Origin of the sequence: Peptoniphilus hominis (ex Hitch et al. 2025) (assembly GCF_040096015.1) — a bacterium.
GTDB classification, from domain to species: Bacteria; Bacillota; Clostridia; order Tissierellales; family Peptoniphilaceae; genus Peptoniphilus_A; species Peptoniphilus_A hominis.
In genome coordinates, this window is sequence record NZ_JBBMFO010000028.1 from 12,091 (window position 1) to 27,367 (window position 15,277).

15 protein-coding genes are annotated in these 15,277 nt (G+C 35.3%); all 15 read left to right on the forward strand.

The genetic code is table 11. The annotated features are described in order from the left end of the window. Position 1: 1 nt before the first annotated feature. Positions 2-1,036 (forward strand): ABC transporter ATP-binding protein, encoded by a 1,035-nt coding sequence (locus tag WMO19_RS08125; protein WP_311566220.1) that lies wholly within the window; start codon positions 2-4, stop codon positions 1,034-1,036. Continuing rightward, positions 1,033-1,866, forward strand: a complete 834-nt coding sequence (locus WMO19_RS08130; RefSeq protein WP_349171275.1) for an ABC transporter permease — start codon at positions 1,033-1,035, stop codon at positions 1,864-1,866. Before WMO19_RS08125 ends, WMO19_RS08130 begins: the two co-directional genes overlap by 4 nt. Next, positions 1,863-2,648: an ABC transporter permease gene (locus tag WMO19_RS08135; protein WP_349171277.1), complete on the forward strand. Its 786-nt coding sequence runs from the start codon at positions 1,863-1,865 to the stop codon at positions 2,646-2,648. The genes WMO19_RS08130 and WMO19_RS08135 overlap by 4 nt, the downstream gene beginning before the upstream one ends. Continuing rightward, a complete protein-coding gene (locus tag WMO19_RS08140; RefSeq protein WP_349171278.1) occupies positions 2,645-3,691 on the forward strand; it encodes an ABC transporter substrate-binding protein in 1,047 nt (348 codons plus the stop codon). Before WMO19_RS08135 ends, WMO19_RS08140 begins: the two co-directional genes overlap by 4 nt. 83 nt (positions 3,692-3,774) lie before the next feature. Then, positions 3,775-4,803, forward strand: coding sequence for a hypothetical protein (locus tag WMO19_RS08145; protein WP_349171280.1), 1,029 nt, complete (start codon positions 3,775-3,777; stop codon positions 4,801-4,803). Between the two features lie 159 nt (positions 4,804-4,962). Beyond that, a complete protein-coding gene (locus WMO19_RS08150; protein ID WP_349171282.1) occupies positions 4,963-6,057 on the forward strand; it encodes a BMP family ABC transporter substrate-binding protein in 1,095 nt (364 codons plus the stop codon). Between the two features lie 121 nt (positions 6,058-6,178). After that, entirely contained in the window at positions 6,179-7,711 is a 1,533-nt protein-coding gene (locus WMO19_RS08155; protein ID WP_349171284.1) for an ABC transporter ATP-binding protein, read from the forward strand. Further along, positions 7,698-8,843 carry an ABC transporter permease gene (locus tag WMO19_RS08160; RefSeq protein ID WP_311565501.1) on the forward strand — a complete coding sequence of 382 codons (1,146 nt, stop codon included), beginning with the start codon at positions 7,698-7,700 and terminating at the stop codon, positions 8,841-8,843. The genes WMO19_RS08155 and WMO19_RS08160 overlap by 14 nt, the downstream gene beginning before the upstream one ends. Next, on the forward strand, positions 8,836-9,792 hold the full coding sequence (locus tag WMO19_RS08165; protein WP_349171285.1) for an ABC transporter permease: 957 nt from the start codon (positions 8,836-8,838) through the stop codon (positions 9,790-9,792). Before WMO19_RS08160 ends, WMO19_RS08165 begins: the two co-directional genes overlap by 8 nt. A gap of 323 nt (positions 9,793-10,115) precedes the next feature. Then, entirely contained in the window at positions 10,116-11,450 is a 1,335-nt protein-coding gene (gene rsxC / locus WMO19_RS08170; protein WP_316719777.1) for an electron transport complex subunit RsxC, read from the forward strand. A gap of 11 nt (positions 11,451-11,461) precedes the next feature. Continuing rightward, on the forward strand, positions 11,462-12,454 hold the full coding sequence (locus WMO19_RS08175; protein WP_316719776.1) for an RnfABCDGE type electron transport complex subunit D: 993 nt from the start codon (positions 11,462-11,464) through the stop codon (positions 12,452-12,454). Next, positions 12,455-13,039, forward strand: a complete 585-nt coding sequence (locus WMO19_RS08180) for an FMN-binding protein (RefSeq protein ID WP_349171287.1) — start codon at positions 12,455-12,457, stop codon at positions 13,037-13,039. It begins immediately after the preceding gene. 11 nt (positions 13,040-13,050) lie between these two features. Continuing rightward, the gene (gene rsxE, locus WMO19_RS08185) at positions 13,051-13,647 is read left to right on the forward strand and encodes an electron transport complex subunit RsxE (protein WP_349171289.1); all 597 of its coding nucleotides are present in this window, start codon (positions 13,051-13,053) and stop codon (positions 13,645-13,647) included. Further along, positions 13,647-14,225: an electron transport complex subunit RsxA gene (gene rsxA, locus WMO19_RS08190; RefSeq protein WP_288166323.1), complete on the forward strand. Its 579-nt coding sequence runs from the start codon at positions 13,647-13,649 to the stop codon at positions 14,223-14,225. Before rsxE ends, rsxA begins: the two co-directional genes overlap by 1 nt. 9 nt (positions 14,226-14,234) lie before the next feature. Continuing rightward, on the forward strand, positions 14,235-15,152 hold the full coding sequence (locus tag WMO19_RS08195) for an RnfABCDGE type electron transport complex subunit B (RefSeq protein WP_316719775.1): 918 nt from the start codon (positions 14,235-14,237) through the stop codon (positions 15,150-15,152). Positions 15,153-15,277: the final 125 nt, after the last annotated feature.

The following is a 15,277-nucleotide window of genomic DNA, read 5'->3' on the forward strand; positions in this document are numbered from 1 at the left end:
TATGGAAAATTATGTAATTGAATTAGAAAATGTGACAAAATCTTTTGGCGACAATGTTATTCTAAAGGATTTTGATTTTAAGGTTAAAAAAGATGAATTCTTAACGATTTTAGGTCCATCTGGCTGTGGAAAAACAACGATTTTGAGACTTATTGGTGGCTTTGAAGAGCCTGATGAGGGAAAAATTCTTTTTAATGGAGAAGATATTACTAATAAGGAGCCCTATGAGAGAAAAATCAACACAGTTTTTCAAAAATATGCCCTCTTTCCACACATGAATGTCTACAACAACATTGCCTTCGGTCTTAATATTAAAAAAATGGACAAAAAGATCATAAAGGAAAAGGTAAAAGAAGTTTTAAAACTTGTAAACCTTGTTGGCTTTGAGAATAGGGAAATTGAATCCCTTTCTGGTGGACAACAACAGAGAATTGCCATTGCAAGAGCTCTTGTAAATGAGCCAGAAGTTCTCTTGCTAGACGAACCTCTCGGTGCACTTGACTTAAAACTTAGACAGGCAATGCAGATTGAGCTTAAAAGAATTCAAAAAAGTGTTGGCATAACTTTTATTTATGTAACTCACGACCAAGAAGAGGCACTTTCCATGAGCGACACTGTTGTCGTCTTAAATAACGGAGAAATTCAACAAATGGATAGCCCTCTAAATATTTACAACGAGCCAAAAAATGCCTTCGTTGCAGATTTTATTGGCGAATCAAATATTATTAAGGCCAAGATGCTTAGTGACTTCAAGGTAAGATTTTTAGATTACGATTTTCCTTGCGTGGACAAGGGTTTTAAGGACATGGAAGATGTTGAAGTAGTTGTGAGACCTGAAGATGTGCTCTTAGTAGATGAAAACTATCAAATTGAGGGCACAGTGACAAGTCTTGTCTTTAAGGGTGTTCACTACGAGATGACTGTGGATGTAGATGGTTACTCCATGCTTGTGCAATCAACGGAAAAGAGAGAAGTAGGGGAGAAGACAGGCATAATTATTAAGCCTGACCTAATCCATGTAATGAGGTTGATATGAAAAAATTTTCACTAATTTATTTATTTTGGGGACTAATTTTTATTGTACTGCCACTATTTTTAATACTTGCTCATGCCTTAAATGCCAATACAGATTTGTCTGACTTTGTCTTTACCCTTGACAACTTTTCAAGGTTTTTTGAGCCTTTATATGTAAAGATTTTAATTACTTCACTAATCTTAGCAGGCCTTTCAACTATTTTATGTCTAATAGTTGGCTATCCAGTTGCCTATATTATTTCAAAGATGAGTGAAAAAGTTAGAAATAATATGATTTTAATTTTTATAATTCCCATGTGGATGAATTTTCTCTTGAGAACTTATGCTTGGCTAACTCTTCTAGGCAACAAGGGACTTATAAATAAATTCATTGGACTTTTTGGACTGGGACCCTGGGATTTGATGTACAATTCCAAGGCAATTATGATAGGCATGGTTTACAACTTCTTGCCATTTATGGTTCTGCCAATTTATACAGTCCTCTTAAAGATGGATACAAAACTAATTGAAGCAGCCAAGGACCTTGGAGCAAATGACTTTGAAGTTTTCACAAAAGTTATTTTTCCACTGTCACTTTCTGGCATTTACACAGGCATAACTATGGTATTTATACCGGCAATTTCTACCTTCGTAGTGCCTAACCTACTGGGGGGAAACAACTTCTACTTGATAGGTAACTTAATCGAAAAACAATTTACCTTCACGGGAGATTGGGGCTTTGGGTCAGCAATTTCCATGGTTCTAATCCTCATAATGCTTTTGATTTTAGTTGTGCCAAAACTATTTAACAAAAAAATCAAAACTGGAGATTTGGGAGGAGATATATTTTGAAAAAAATAATTGATAGAATTTATTTATTTTTGATTTTTGTTTTCTTGTACGCTCCCATAGTAATTTTAGTTGTCTTTAGTTTTAACAATTCAAAGCTGAGAGGGTCTTGGGCAGGCTTTACCCTAAAGTGGTACAAGCAACTCTTCAATGACCCGGCAATTTTATCCTCCCTTTGGACTACAATTCTTGTGGCAGTGGTGGCGACAATAATTTCCACAGTAGTGGGTACAATTTCTGCCATAGCCATAAATGAACTGAGAGGCTTTAAGAAGGACGCAATCTTAAATATAAATTATCTTCCAGTAATTAACCCCGACATAGTAACAGCTGTGGCTCTAATGGGTTTGTTCGGACTCTTTAATATAAGAATGGGATATACAACTATGATTATTTCACACATAGTCTTTTGCATTCCCTATGTAATTTTGTCAATTTTGCCAAAATTAAATCAATTGCAAAAAAACACTCTTGAGGCAGCCCTAGATTTAGGTGCCACGCCAGCTTATGCCATTCTTCATGTGGTAATACCACAGATAAAACCTGCAATACTAACTGGAGCCTTGATGTCCTTTACACTTTCCATTGACGACTTTGTAATTTCCTTCTTCAACACAGGACAAGGAGTTTCAAATTTATCAATTACCATTTATTCCATGGCGAGAAAGGGAATCAATCCGTCAATAAATGCAGTATCAACGCTTATGCTAGTATCTCTCTTGATTTTACTTGTAATAATTAACAAGAGAAGCGAAAAAAATAAAAAAATTGAGGTGGAAATATGAAAAAAATAATTTTAGCCCTATCAGTCTTAATGCTTTTGACTTTAAGTGCTTGTGGTAAAAAAGACCAAGCAAAGGAAGAAATTTATGTTTACAACTGGGGCGAATACATCGACCCATCTATTTTAAAGGACTTCCAAAAGGAAACAGGAATAAAGGTAAATTATGACACTTACGCTTCCAACGAGGACCTTTACATTAAGATGACACAATCACAAGACAAGTACGATGTAATTGTGCCAAGTGATTATATGATTGAAAGACTTATTAAGGAAGGATTGATTCAAGAAATTAATTTCGACAATATTCCAAACTTTTCTGGAGTTGAAGACATTTTAAAAAATCCAAGCTTTGACCCAGAAAACAAATACTCTGTGCCTTACTTCTGGGGAACTGTTGGAATTGTCTACAACAAAAAGGAAGTCACAGATAAAGTTGACTCATGGGATATTTTGTGGAATGAAAAATATAAGGACCAAATAATTATGTATAATTCACAAAGAGATACACTAGGTCTTGCCCTAAAAAGACTGGGCTACTCACTAAATTCAACAAATGAAAAGGAACTTGAAGAAGCTAAAAAATCTCTTATTGAGCAAAAGCCACTTGTTTATGCCTACCTAGATGACGATGGAAGAGATGTAGTTGTGCAAGGGGACGCAAACTTATCTGTAATGTATTCAGGTGATGCCCTTCTCATGATGGCACAAAATGAAGACTTAGATTATGTAGTGCCAAAGGAAGGCTCAAATATTTGGTACGACTCCATGGTTATACCAAAGAATGCACAAAATGTTTCTGGAGCAGAAAAATTTATTAATTACATGCTTAAGCCTGAAGTGCAAGCAAAAAATGCAGAATACTGCGTGGGCTATACTTCACCAGTTAAGGGTGTAAAAGACCTTCTTCCTGATGAAATCAAAAACTCTAAGGTTGCCTATCCAGACATAGACTTACTTCCACCACTTGAATCTTTTAAGGATCTTGGCGACTTTATAAAAGTTTACGACAGGATCTGGACAGAAATAAATGCTTCCAATCTTTAATATGCTAATAAATTTGTTTATTTTAGGGTCCTTATGTGATATTATATAGTATAAGCGAAATGTTTTCATAACGGAGGTTTAAAATGAACAAGAGAATAAAAAAGCTTGTAATATTTGCAATTTTCTTATTAGTACTTATGTTATTTTCTCTAACTGCTTTTTTTAGTAAGTCTCTTATGTGGCCAAATTCAAATGTAGAAAGAGAATTTGACGGAATTTTATTCAACAATTCCGATGGAGTAGAAAATCTTCAAGTTGCAAGATCTGTGGTAAAAGAAGGTAGCGAAAAACTCATAAAATATGACATAAAATTTTCTTATGCAGGCGAAGATTCAACTGCAAGAATAATGGGCACACCTACTAGACAAATTTTCTTTGGCGAAGGAGTAAACTTTAGCAAGTCAAAAGTAAAGCTAAAGGGAGACTTCGATAAAATCAATAAATCACTTTTTGAAGAAAAATTAAAACTAAAAGTTAAAGATTTTTACAACAAAACTGAAAATAAAGATTTTAAAGCAGTGAGTGAATTAAAATTAGATTTGTCAGAAAAAGTTGGAGAATATGCCTTTGAAGTTTATTACGATCCAAACCCACTATATTTTTCTGGTGGACAAAAAGTTGAAGACGCATCTATATTTGTAACTAATGCAAAGGTAGAAAACTGGACAGAAACGACAAAGTCAACAGATAGCGTAAAGGAAGCCTACACAAATTCAGGCTACTATATAAATAAATTGGAACTAATAGACCAAGGCTTGATTAATAAAATTTCTCTAATCAACACAATTTCAACAGTTGCCTTTTTAGTTTTGACACTTGTTGTAATTGCACTAATCTGGTTAGGCAAGGGAAGTTTCCCAATTTATCTTGGGGCACTATTTATCATGATCCCAGCCTTTTACAGATTTATGGATAAAGGAACAAGTAACCTTGGAGTATTAATAATTTATCCAATATTAGGATGTCTTGCATCTATTGCAGCAAGATTTTTAGCAGCAGATGAAGATGTAACTTTTGGCACAAAGGAAATGAAACAATCACTAGCATTTTTGTTAATGTACTTTGTAGCTTCACTAGTATTATTTATGATACCAAGAGTTTTCATAGGATAAAAAAGAATAAAGTAGTATTAAAAGCTCAACCTAGTTGGGCTTTTTTTTATGGGAAGATTTGTGAAAACTTTTTTATAAATTTTTTTATTTTTATATGAAATTGAAATTAGTGGCGCAATAATATATAATTTAATTAAATACAAATAGGAGGATTTATTTATGAAGAAGAAATTCACTTTACTTGCAGTGTTATTGATGGCAATGACACTTGTTGCTTGTGGTGGCGGCAACAAAAAAGAAGCTGATAATAAGGCTGAAAACGCTACTAAAGAAGAAAGTACAGAAGCTAAAACTGATGTAAATGTTGGTTTTGTTACTGACGAAGGTGGAGTTAACGACCAATCCTTTAACCAAGGTGTATGGGAAGGACTTCAAAAGGCACAAAAAGAACTTGGAATTAAGGCTGAATACATTGAATCTAAGGACACTAAGGACTACACTCCAAACTTAGAAACTTTTGCTGATCAAGAAAAGAATTTAATCGTTGGCGCTGGTTACAAAATGGGTGGCAATGTAGCTGAAGCTGCTGGGATGTATCCTGAAATCAACTATGCAATAGTTGACGCTGATGTTACAGTTGATAAAAATGGAAACAAAATCGAAGCTCCTAAAAACTTACTTGGAATTATGTTTAGAGCACAAGAACCATCTTTCTTAGTTGGTTATATTGCTGGTATGACTACTGAAACTAATAAAGTTGGTTTCGTTGGTGGTCAAGAAGGAAACATCATCTGGGGATTTGAATATGGTTACAAGGCTGGCGTTGATTACGCAGCTAAGGAAAGAGGAACTGAAATCGAAGTTCTTAGCCAATATGTTGGAAACTTCTCTGATGCTCAAAAGGGTAAATCAATCACTGCTACAATGTATCAAAATGGTGCTGATGTAGTATTCCACGCAGCTGGTGGAGCAGGCGAAGGTGTTATCGAAGCTGCTAAAGAAGCTGGCAAGTGGGCAATTGGTGTTGATAGAGACCAAAGCGACAGAGCTCCTGAAAATGTATTAACTTCTGCTATGAAAAATGGCGATGTTGCTGTTTACCAAGTTGTAAAAGATATGCAAGAAGGCAAATTTGAAGGTGGAAGAACTATTGAATTTGGTTTAGCTGATGACGGAGCAGTAGGTATTGCACCAACATCTGATAAAAATGTTAAGCCAGAAGTTTTAAAGAGCGTTGAAGAAATCTCTAAGAAAATTGTTTCTGGAGAAATCAAAGTTCCTTATAACGAAGAAACTTACAATGAATACAAATAATTTTTGAAAAAGTTTTTTAAAGTCATCTCATTTTTATGAGGTGGCTTTTTTCTTGCAATTTATTTCAAAAAATCATAAATCTTTGGTATAATTTACTTAATAAAACAAAGGAGCGTTTGTCTTGGAAATTGATAACAAAGATTTAGTCGTTCGCATGGAGAATATCACAAAAAAGTTTGGAGATTTTGTTGCAAATGATGGAATTGATCTTGATATTAGAAGAGGTGAAATTCATTCCCTTCTTGGAGAAAATGGTGCCGGAAAAACCACTCTTATGAATATACTTTATGGCATGAGCTCTCCTACATCAGGTGATATTTATATAAATAATGAAAAAAAAGAATTTAAGGATCCCAATGATGCAATTAAGGCAGGACTTGGCATGGTTCATCAACATTTTATGTTAATTGAGCCCTTTACTGTCGTTGAAAATATTATTCTTGGCATGGAGCCCATGAAGGGAATAAAGGTGGACATAAAAAAGGCAAGGGAAGATGTCATTGCTCTTTCTGAGAGATATGGTTTTAAAATCGACCCTGACGCCAAGATTCAGGACATTTCTGTTGGTACTCAACAAAAGGTTGAAATTTTAAAAGTCCTTTATAGAGGTGCTGATATTTTAATTTTTGACGAGCCAACAGCTGTTTTGACGCCTCAAGAAATTACTGAGCTCATTGAAATAATAAAAAACCTTTCCAAGGAAGGTAAGTCAATTATAATTATCACTCACAAATTAAAGGAAATTAAACAAATGGCACATAGGTGCACAATAATAAGACGTGGCAAAAAAATTGAAACTGTAGATGTCTCTGATGTTACTGAATCAGAACTTGCAGACATGATGGTTGGTAGAGCAGTTCATCTTGATGTTGACAAAAAAGATGTGGAAGCTGGCGATACTATTCTTGAAATTAAAAAATTGTGCGCAAGAGATTTTAGAAATGTAAAAAAATTAGACGAGCTTGATTTAGATGTAAAGGCTGGAGAAATCCACGGCATAGCTGGCGTTGATGGCAACGGTCAATCTGAACTCATTGAGACTTTAACTGGTCTAAAGTTAGCCGAAAGCGGCTCAATTATTTTTAAGGGCGAGGAAATTTTAAACAAGAGTCCAAGAGAAATTATAGAAAAGGGAATCAATTCAATCCCAGAAGATAGACAACTCCGAGGCCTAGTTTTAGATTTTAGCGTTGCAGAAAATTTAATTTTAAAAAATTATTACAAGGACCAATACTCTAAAAAGGGAATTTTAGATTTTAAAAAGATCGAAGAAAATGCCAAAAAACTCCAAGATGATTACGACATAAGACCTAGGAATATAGATAGACTGGCAGGAGAACTTTCTGGTGGAAATCAACAAAAGGTAATCCTTGCCAGAGAAATTTCAGGAGATCCAGATCTTTTAATTGCGGCACAACCTACTAGGGGTCTTGATGTTGGTGCCATTGAATATATTAGAAACTTTTTGATTAATCAAAGGGACAAGGGCAAGGCAGTCCTTCTCATTTCCTTTGAATTAGATGAAATAATGGCTCTATCTGATAGAATTTCTGTAATCTACAATGGCAAAATTCTAAAAACTTTTGATGCTAAAGAAACTAATGAAAGTGAAATAGGACTATACATGGCAGGAGGTAAAAATGAAGAGAAATAGATTTTTATATACAGTGCTTGCCATTGTACTTGGTATTATTATTGGCTCCATTATCTTAATAGTAAGTGGAACTAACCCAATTGAAGCTTACAAGGTTATATTTTTCGGCGCCTTTGGCAAGCCAAAATATATTTCCTGGACAATTGTAAAGGCAGTGCCACTAATCTTAACAGGACTTTCCGTTGCCTTTGCCTTTAACACAGGATTATTTAACATCGGCGCAGAAGGTCAATATATTGTTGGCTCAATTGGAGCCCTAGTTGTTGGTCTACTTTTAGACTTGCCACCAGTCCTTCACGGTCTTGTAGCCCTTCTTGCAGGTGCTCTTTGTGGCTATATTTGGGGAGCCTTAGTTGGCATCTTAAAGGCAAAATTCCAAGTAAATGAAGTTATTTCTTCAATTATGATGAACTGGATTGCCTTTTACCTTAGCAACTATCTTTTAAGTTTTCCATTACTTAGAAACATTGAGTCAGACAACTCCTATCCAATTAAAAAAAGTGCCTCTATAAAAATTCTCGGCTCTTGGAAGGCAAGTGAGGCGGGAAAGGCAGTCTTGGCAAATAATAAATTTTTGAGAGATATTTTAAATCCGCCAGTTAATTTTGGAATTATCATTGCCATTGTAGCTGCAATAGTAATTTGGTATATTCTCAAAAAAACTACCCTTGGCTATGAACTTCGTGCCGTTGGCTTTAACCAAAAGGCAGCAGAATATGGCGGCATTAGCATTAATAAATCCATAGTTACATCTATGGGCATAGCAGGAATTTTGGCAGGGCTTGCAGGAGCAATTACAGTTCTTGGAGTCTCAGGTAACATTGGAATTATGGCAGGGCAAGAAGGCTATGGCTTCGATGGAATGGCTGTGGCACTTATTGCTGGCAACAATCCTCTTGGTACAATACCAGCTGCACTTTTATACGCAGGCCTAACTTATGGGGGAGGAAAACTTACAACTATTGGTACTTATTCCGAAGTTGTAAATATAATTGTGGGCATAATGATTTTATTTATTGCCATGCCAAAACTTTTAGATATGATTAGATTTTTCTTTACTAAGTGGACAAAGAAAGATTCAAACACTTCAGGGGGAAATAAGAAAAATGTAGAAGGAGGAGCAAATGAATAGTTCACTATTAAGCTTAGCAAGTATTTTATCAATTACACTTTTATATTCAGCCCCTCTTATTTATACAGCTCTAGGTGGAGTTTTATCTGAAAACGCAGGAGTTGTAAACATTGGACTTGAAGGGATGATGTCCATAGGAGCAGTAGTTGGCTCAATTGTGGGATATTATATTGGCAATCCTTGGCTAGCCTTTTTGTGTGGCGGACTTGGTGGAATGTTAGTTGCCCTTCTTCATGCCATAGCTACAGTAAATTTTGCAGCAGACCATGTTGTAAGTGGTATTGCCATAAATTTAATTGGACCAGGACTTTCACTTTTCCTTTGTAGACTTTTCTTTGATGGAGCTGCCATGTCTAAGTCCATAAACTACGAAGATAAACTTCCAGTATTATTTGCAAATGTATTTAAGGGCGGCTCAGGTAAGGGAATCACAAGATTTTTGGACATAGTTTTTTCACAATATGTTTCAGTTTATCTTGCCTTTGTCCTTGTCTTTATAGTTTACTTTATTCTCTACAAGACAAGACTTGGACTAAGAATAAGGGCTGTTGGTGAATACCCTAAGGCAGCAGAAACTCTTGGTGTTGACGCCTACAAAATAAAATATATCTGTGTCCTTGCCTCTGGATTTTTGGCTGGACTTGGTGGAGCATCCATGTCTCTTGCAGTAGTTTCCAATTACAGAGAGACACTTATATCAGGTCAAGGCTTTATTGCCCTTGCAGCAGTAATCTTTGGCGGATGGAGACCACAAGGTGCCATGTTAGCCTGCCTATTATTTGGCTTTGCCCAAGGTCTTTCAGTTTTCCTTGGCTCCATTGGCATAAAAATCGACACAAATTTACTTTCAATGATTCCTTATGCAATTACTCTTATTGTATTAATTGTCTTCGTTAAAGGATCAAGAGCGCCATCAGCAGATGGACTTCCTTATGAAAGAAATAATTAATAAAAAAATATTAATAAAGATAAAAATTTTCTCACGATTAAAAGTCGTGAGAATTTTTTTGCAAAAATTATAAGAGATGACTTAAGAAATGTAAAAATTTGTGGCAAAAATAAAAAAAGTCTCCAGAGAAAAAATAAAAATTATTTCTGCAAAAAATAAAAGATTTTAAAAACTAAAATTTAAGATTGACTACTTTCTCACCTTGTAAAAGATTTCCCAAGTCTAAATTTTTAAGTAGAATCATATACTTTAATTAAATTTAGTGTTATAATTATAACAAAAGGTAAAAAATTAGGCATAAGCCGAATAAGGGGTGAAGTTTTATGAGTTCAAGAAATCTCACTTTTTCCGTAGGTGGAGTTCACATGGACGAACACAAAACTTTGACAGAAAAGATTGCAATTGAGAGGATGCCAAGTCCTAAGATTGCCTACATACCTATGTCACAACACATTGGAGCACCTTGCTCACCAGTTGTGTCAAAGGGCGATTCTGTTAAGGTTGGACAAATGGTGGGTAATTCTGATGCTTATATATCAGCTGCTATACACTCTTCTGTATCAGGTACAGTTAAAGAGATTAAAAAAATGTACACAGCTGATGGAAGGTATTGTGATTGTGTCGTTATAGAAAACGATGGCAAAGACGAAATGACTGATGACCTTAAATCTTTTAAAGATTATAAGGATCATCCAATAGACGACTTAATTCCTTTCATTAAAGAAAAGGGTGTCGTTGGTATGGGCGGCGCTGGTTTCCCTCTTCACGCAAAATTAAAAGGTGAAGACCCAGTGCTTGATGAATGTATAATAAATGGGGCAGAATGTGAGCCTTTCCTCACTTGTGACCACAGAATTATGCTAGAAAGAACTGAAGAAATATTAGAAGGACTAGACATCTTCTCATATTTTTATAACAAGGATGTTTCCTACATGGCAATTGAAGAAAATAAACCTGACGCAATTGCTAAAATGGAAGAAGTTATAGGGAAAAATCCTAATTGGAGTCACTTAAAGGTTGTTGGATGTCAAACTAAGTATCCACAAGGTGATTCAAAGAGACTTTCTGAAGCTGTTGTTGGAAGAATTGTTCCACAAAATGGTGTAACAAATGATGTTGGAGTTTTCCTAACAAATGTTGGTACAACTCTTGCATTTTATGAAGCAATGATAGAAGGAAAGCCTTCTTATGAAAGAGTAATAACTGTTTCTGGTTCTGGAATTAAGGAACCAAAGAATATTCTCGTTAAAATAGGTACTCCTGTTGGAGATATTTTAGATTTCTGCGGAGGAGTAAAGGAAAACTTTAAAGAAATTATTTGCGGTGGTCCTATGACTGGTAAGTCAGTATTTAGCCTTGATGCACCTGTTACAAAGACTACTTCAGGTATTTTAGTTTTCACTGAAGAAGAAGTTACAGAAAGAATTGAATCTCCATGTATTAGATGTTCAAGATGTGTAGATCACTGTCCAGCAAATATTAATCCAACTGATATTAATCATGCAATTTTAAAGGGCGATGTTGATTTATGCAGCAGCTTACACGCTGACCAATGTATGGAATGTGGAATATGTTCCTTTGTTTGTCCAGCAAAGAGACATCTAAGTGCATCTGTTAAATTAGCTAAACGAGAAATCAGAGCTAATCAAAAGAAATAGGAGGGATCAATTTGGAAAATAATAAAATAACTAAAGATCCGATGACAGTAAATGAAGCTCGCTTCGTTTCACTTGCTCCTCACATTAGGTCAAATGACACGGTTCAAAAGATTATGCTTGATGTAATCATAGCACTTGTTCCTGCAATGATTGCTTCCGTATATTTCTTCGGAATGAGGTCAATTCTCTTGATTCTAACTTGTGTAGTAGCTTGTGTAGCAACTGAGTATGTAACTCAATCTGCACTTAAAAAGACTGTACAAATAAGGGACTTATCTGCTGTAGTAACTGGAATTTTGATTGCACTAAATATGCCTCAATCTTTCCCACTATGGATGGCAGCTTTCGGATCCGTTTTTTCAATATTAATAGTAAAAGAATGTTTTGGTGGTATTGGTTTTAACTTTATGAACCCGGCTCTTGCTGCAAGACTTGTACTTATGGCATCATGGCCAAAACAAATTACAGGTTATATTTCACCTGAATTATTAAAACAAGGTGTAACTGATTTAGATTCAATAACTTACGCTACACCACTTCAACTTATAGCAGCTGGAGACTTTGCAAATCTTCCTCAAATGAAGGATATGTTTATTGGAAACATTGGCGGAGTAATTGGAGAAACTTCAGCAATTGCACTTTTAATAGGTTTTGTTTATTTAGTAGTTAGAAAGGTTATTTCTTGGGAAATTCCAGTAATTTATGTTGCAACTACTGCAGTATGTCTTGGAATTTTAGGTATTCCTATGAATATAATTCCTTACGAATTATTAGCAGGAGGTCTATTACTAGGTGCTATATTTATGGCAACTGACTACACTACAAATCCAATAAACAGAAAGGGAAGAATAATATTTGCCCTTGGCTGCGGTATTTTAACTGCAGTAATAAGAGTAAAGGCATCTCTTCCAGAAGGTGTTTCCTATGCAATATGTCTAATGAACCTTGCAACACCTTTAATTGACAAGCTTACAGTAACAAGTGCTTATGGGGAGGCGAAGTAAATGAAAGAACCAGTAAAATTTGGAATTATACTTTTAGTTTTCTGCGCCCTATCTGCAGGACTTTTGGCAGTTGTAAATAGTTTTACTGCTCCAGTAATTGCAGAAACTGAACTAAAAAATACACTTGCATCTTACGAAGTTATCTTTGGCGAAAATGCAGATGGCTTTGAAGAATATGATCAAGAAAAATTATCTTCAATAAAAGAAAAATATCCAACTATTGAAAAAATCTTTGTTGCAAAAAAAGGCGACCAAGTTGTTGGATACGGTGTAAATGTTAAATCAAATGGTTATGGTGGAGCTATGGTCAATGCTCTAGGATTTTTACTTGATGGAGATAAAATCGCTGGATTTAGAAATATTTCCAATGGTGAAACAAGTGGATTCGGTTCAAGAATCACAACTGATGAATACTATCCATCTTACGAAGGAAAATCTGCAGCAGGTCCTTTAAAACTTTCAAAGGATCCAAAGGCTGAAGATGAAGTTATGTGGCTTACATCAGCAACAATTTCATCTAAGGGTGCTCTAGCAGGTTCCAACGATGCCATTCAGGTTTATGACGAAGTTTTAAAGAATGAATAAGGAGGATTAAAATGAAATTATCTAAAGTATTCTTAGACGGTGCTTTTAAAAACAACCCCGTATTCATCCAACTTATAGGGCTTTGTTCAACACTGGCTATCACAAATAACTTAACAAACTCATTGGCAATGGGAGTTGCAGTTACTTTCGTACTAATAATGAGTAACGGAGTAGTATCTGCACTTAGAAATATAATACCTGATAAAATAAGAATTCCTTGTTTTATAGTAGTAATTGCCACTTTCGTAACATTAGTACAAATGATACTTCAAGCTTATTCACAACCAATTTATTCAGCACTTGGTATTTTCTTACCACTAATCGTAGTTAACTGCTGTATCCTTGGTGAAGCTGAAGGTTTTGCTTATAAAAATGCCCTTGTTCCATCAATAGTTGACGGAATAGGAACAGGCGTTGGATATACTATTGCCGTACTTGCAATGGGTCTTGTTCGTGAATTCTTCGGATATGGCACACTATTTAATGTTAATATTTTGCCAGAATCTTATCCAGGAATTGGAATTATGGGAGCTCCAGCAGGTGCCTTCATACTTCTAGGATTTTTAATAGCAGGATTTAAACTATTGTTAAACAGGAGGGCAGACTAATGTTAGAAAGTATTATTACGATTTTAATTTCAACAATACTTGTAAATAATTATGTTTTTGCGCAATTCTTAGGAATTTGTCCCTTCTTAGGTGTATCTTCCAAGACAGAGACTGCCCTTGGAATGGGAGTAGCCGTTACCTTTGTAGTTGTACTTGCATCTGCAATAACATGGCTAATTCAAATTTTTGTATTAGATAAATTTGGACTTGAGTATTTACAAACAATTGCATTTATTCTTGTAATTGCATCACTAGTACAATTTGTAGAAATGTTTATTAAGAAGTCATCACCTTCACTTTACCAAGCCATGGGTGTATATCTTCCACTTATTACTACAAACTGTGTTGTACTTGGTGTAACAGTTTTAAATGTTCAAAATGGATATAACTTAATAGAAACAATATTTAGCGGATTTGGAGCTTCAGTAGGTTTCACACTTGCACTTGTACTTATAGCAGCACTAAGAGAAAAATTAATGCTAGCAGATGTACCAAAGGCACTTCAAGGAGTTCCAATTGCACTTGTTAGTGCAGGCCTAATGGCAATTGCATTTTCAGGTTTCGGCGGATTGGTATAGGAGGTAATTATGGAAATGAGTACAGTACTTACCCCAGTCTTGTTTTTGGGAATTGCGGGAGCCTTTTTTGGAGTAATTCTTTCAATAGCATCAAAGGTTTTTTATGTAGAGGTAGATCCAAAGGTCGCTGAAGTTAGAGATGCATTGCCAGGAGCAAACTGTGGAGCTTGCGGCTTCCCAGGTTGTGATGGTTTAGCAGAAGCCATTGCCAATGGAAAGGCACCAGTAAATGGCTGCGTAATTGGTGGTGCAGACACTGCAGAAAAAGTCAGTGCAGTAATGGGCGTTAACGCAGGAAATGTAGAAAGAAATATTGCCTGTGTACTTTGCCAAGGAGACTGCAACAAGGCAAAAAATAAATATGATTACAATGATTTAGTTGACTGTAGATTAATTTCTGACTACCAACAAGGAGCAAAGGCATGTAACTTTGGTTGCTGCGGCGGTGGCACTTGCGTAAGTGTCTGCGAATTTGACGCAATTCACATGGTAAATGGAGTTGCAGTAGTGGACAAGGAAAAATGTGTTGCCTGCATGAAGTGTATCAACATTTGCCCTAAAAAAATCATTGCACTTAGACCTTACAAATCAAAGACAGTTGTTGAATGTAAATCACTTGATCCAGGAAAAGTTGTAAGAACGAACTGTAGCATTGGTTGTATCGGATGTGGAATCTGTGAAAAGAACTGTCCTAAGGATGCAATCCATGTAGAAAACAACCTAGCATCAATTGATTATGACAAGTGTATCAACTGTGGAATTTGCGTTTCAAAATGTCCAACAGGAGCAATTTATTGCGAATATCCTGAAAGAGTGGAAAAGATGAAACAAAAAGAAAAAGAAAAGAAAGAAAAAGAAAGACAAGCAAAACTTGCAGAAGCCCAAGCTAAAAAAGCTCAAGCAGAAAAAGAAAAAGTTAATGCTTAATCTTTAAAATCTAAATTAAGAAACTGTCGTGCAAGCGGCAGTTTTTTCTGGCTCTATAATATCTGTTGGGGAGTAAATCTCTAACAGATATTTTTATATAAAAAAATTGCACTTATACGCATTTA

Excerpts from the sequence above, each read along its gene's own strand:
- WMO19_RS08125 (WP_311566220.1), top strand. The coding sequence starts at position 2 with ATGGAAAATTATGTAATTGAATTAGAAAATGTGACAAAATCTTTTGGC.
- WMO19_RS08130 (WP_349171275.1), top strand. The coding sequence starts at position 1,033 with ATGAAAAAATTTTCACTAATTTATTTATTTTGGGGACTAATTTTTATT.
- WMO19_RS08140 (WP_349171278.1), top strand. The coding sequence starts at position 2,645 with ATGAAAAAAATAATTTTAGCCCTATCAGTCTTAATGCTTTTGACTTTA.
- WMO19_RS08145 (WP_349171280.1), top strand. The coding sequence starts at position 3,775 with ATGAACAAGAGAATAAAAAAGCTTGTAATATTTGCAATTTTCTTATTA.
- WMO19_RS08150 (WP_349171282.1), top strand. The coding sequence starts at position 4,963 with ATGAAGAAGAAATTCACTTTACTTGCAGTGTTATTGATGGCAATGACA.
- WMO19_RS08160 (WP_311565501.1), top strand. The coding sequence starts at position 7,698 with ATGAAGAGAAATAGATTTTTATATACAGTGCTTGCCATTGTACTTGGT.
- WMO19_RS08165 (WP_349171285.1), top strand. The coding sequence starts at position 8,836 with ATGAATAGTTCACTATTAAGCTTAGCAAGTATTTTATCAATTACACTT.
- rsxC (WP_316719777.1), top strand. The coding sequence starts at position 10,116 with ATGAGTTCAAGAAATCTCACTTTTTCCGTAGGTGGAGTTCACATGGAC.
- WMO19_RS08180 (WP_349171287.1), top strand. The coding sequence starts at position 12,455 with ATGAAAGAACCAGTAAAATTTGGAATTATACTTTTAGTTTTCTGCGCC.
- rsxE (WP_349171289.1), top strand. The coding sequence starts at position 13,051 with ATGAAATTATCTAAAGTATTCTTAGACGGTGCTTTTAAAAACAACCCC.
- rsxA (WP_288166323.1), top strand. The coding sequence starts at position 13,647 with ATGTTAGAAAGTATTATTACGATTTTAATTTCAACAATACTTGTAAAT.
- WMO19_RS08195 (WP_316719775.1), top strand. The coding sequence starts at position 14,235 with ATGGAAATGAGTACAGTACTTACCCCAGTCTTGTTTTTGGGAATTGCG.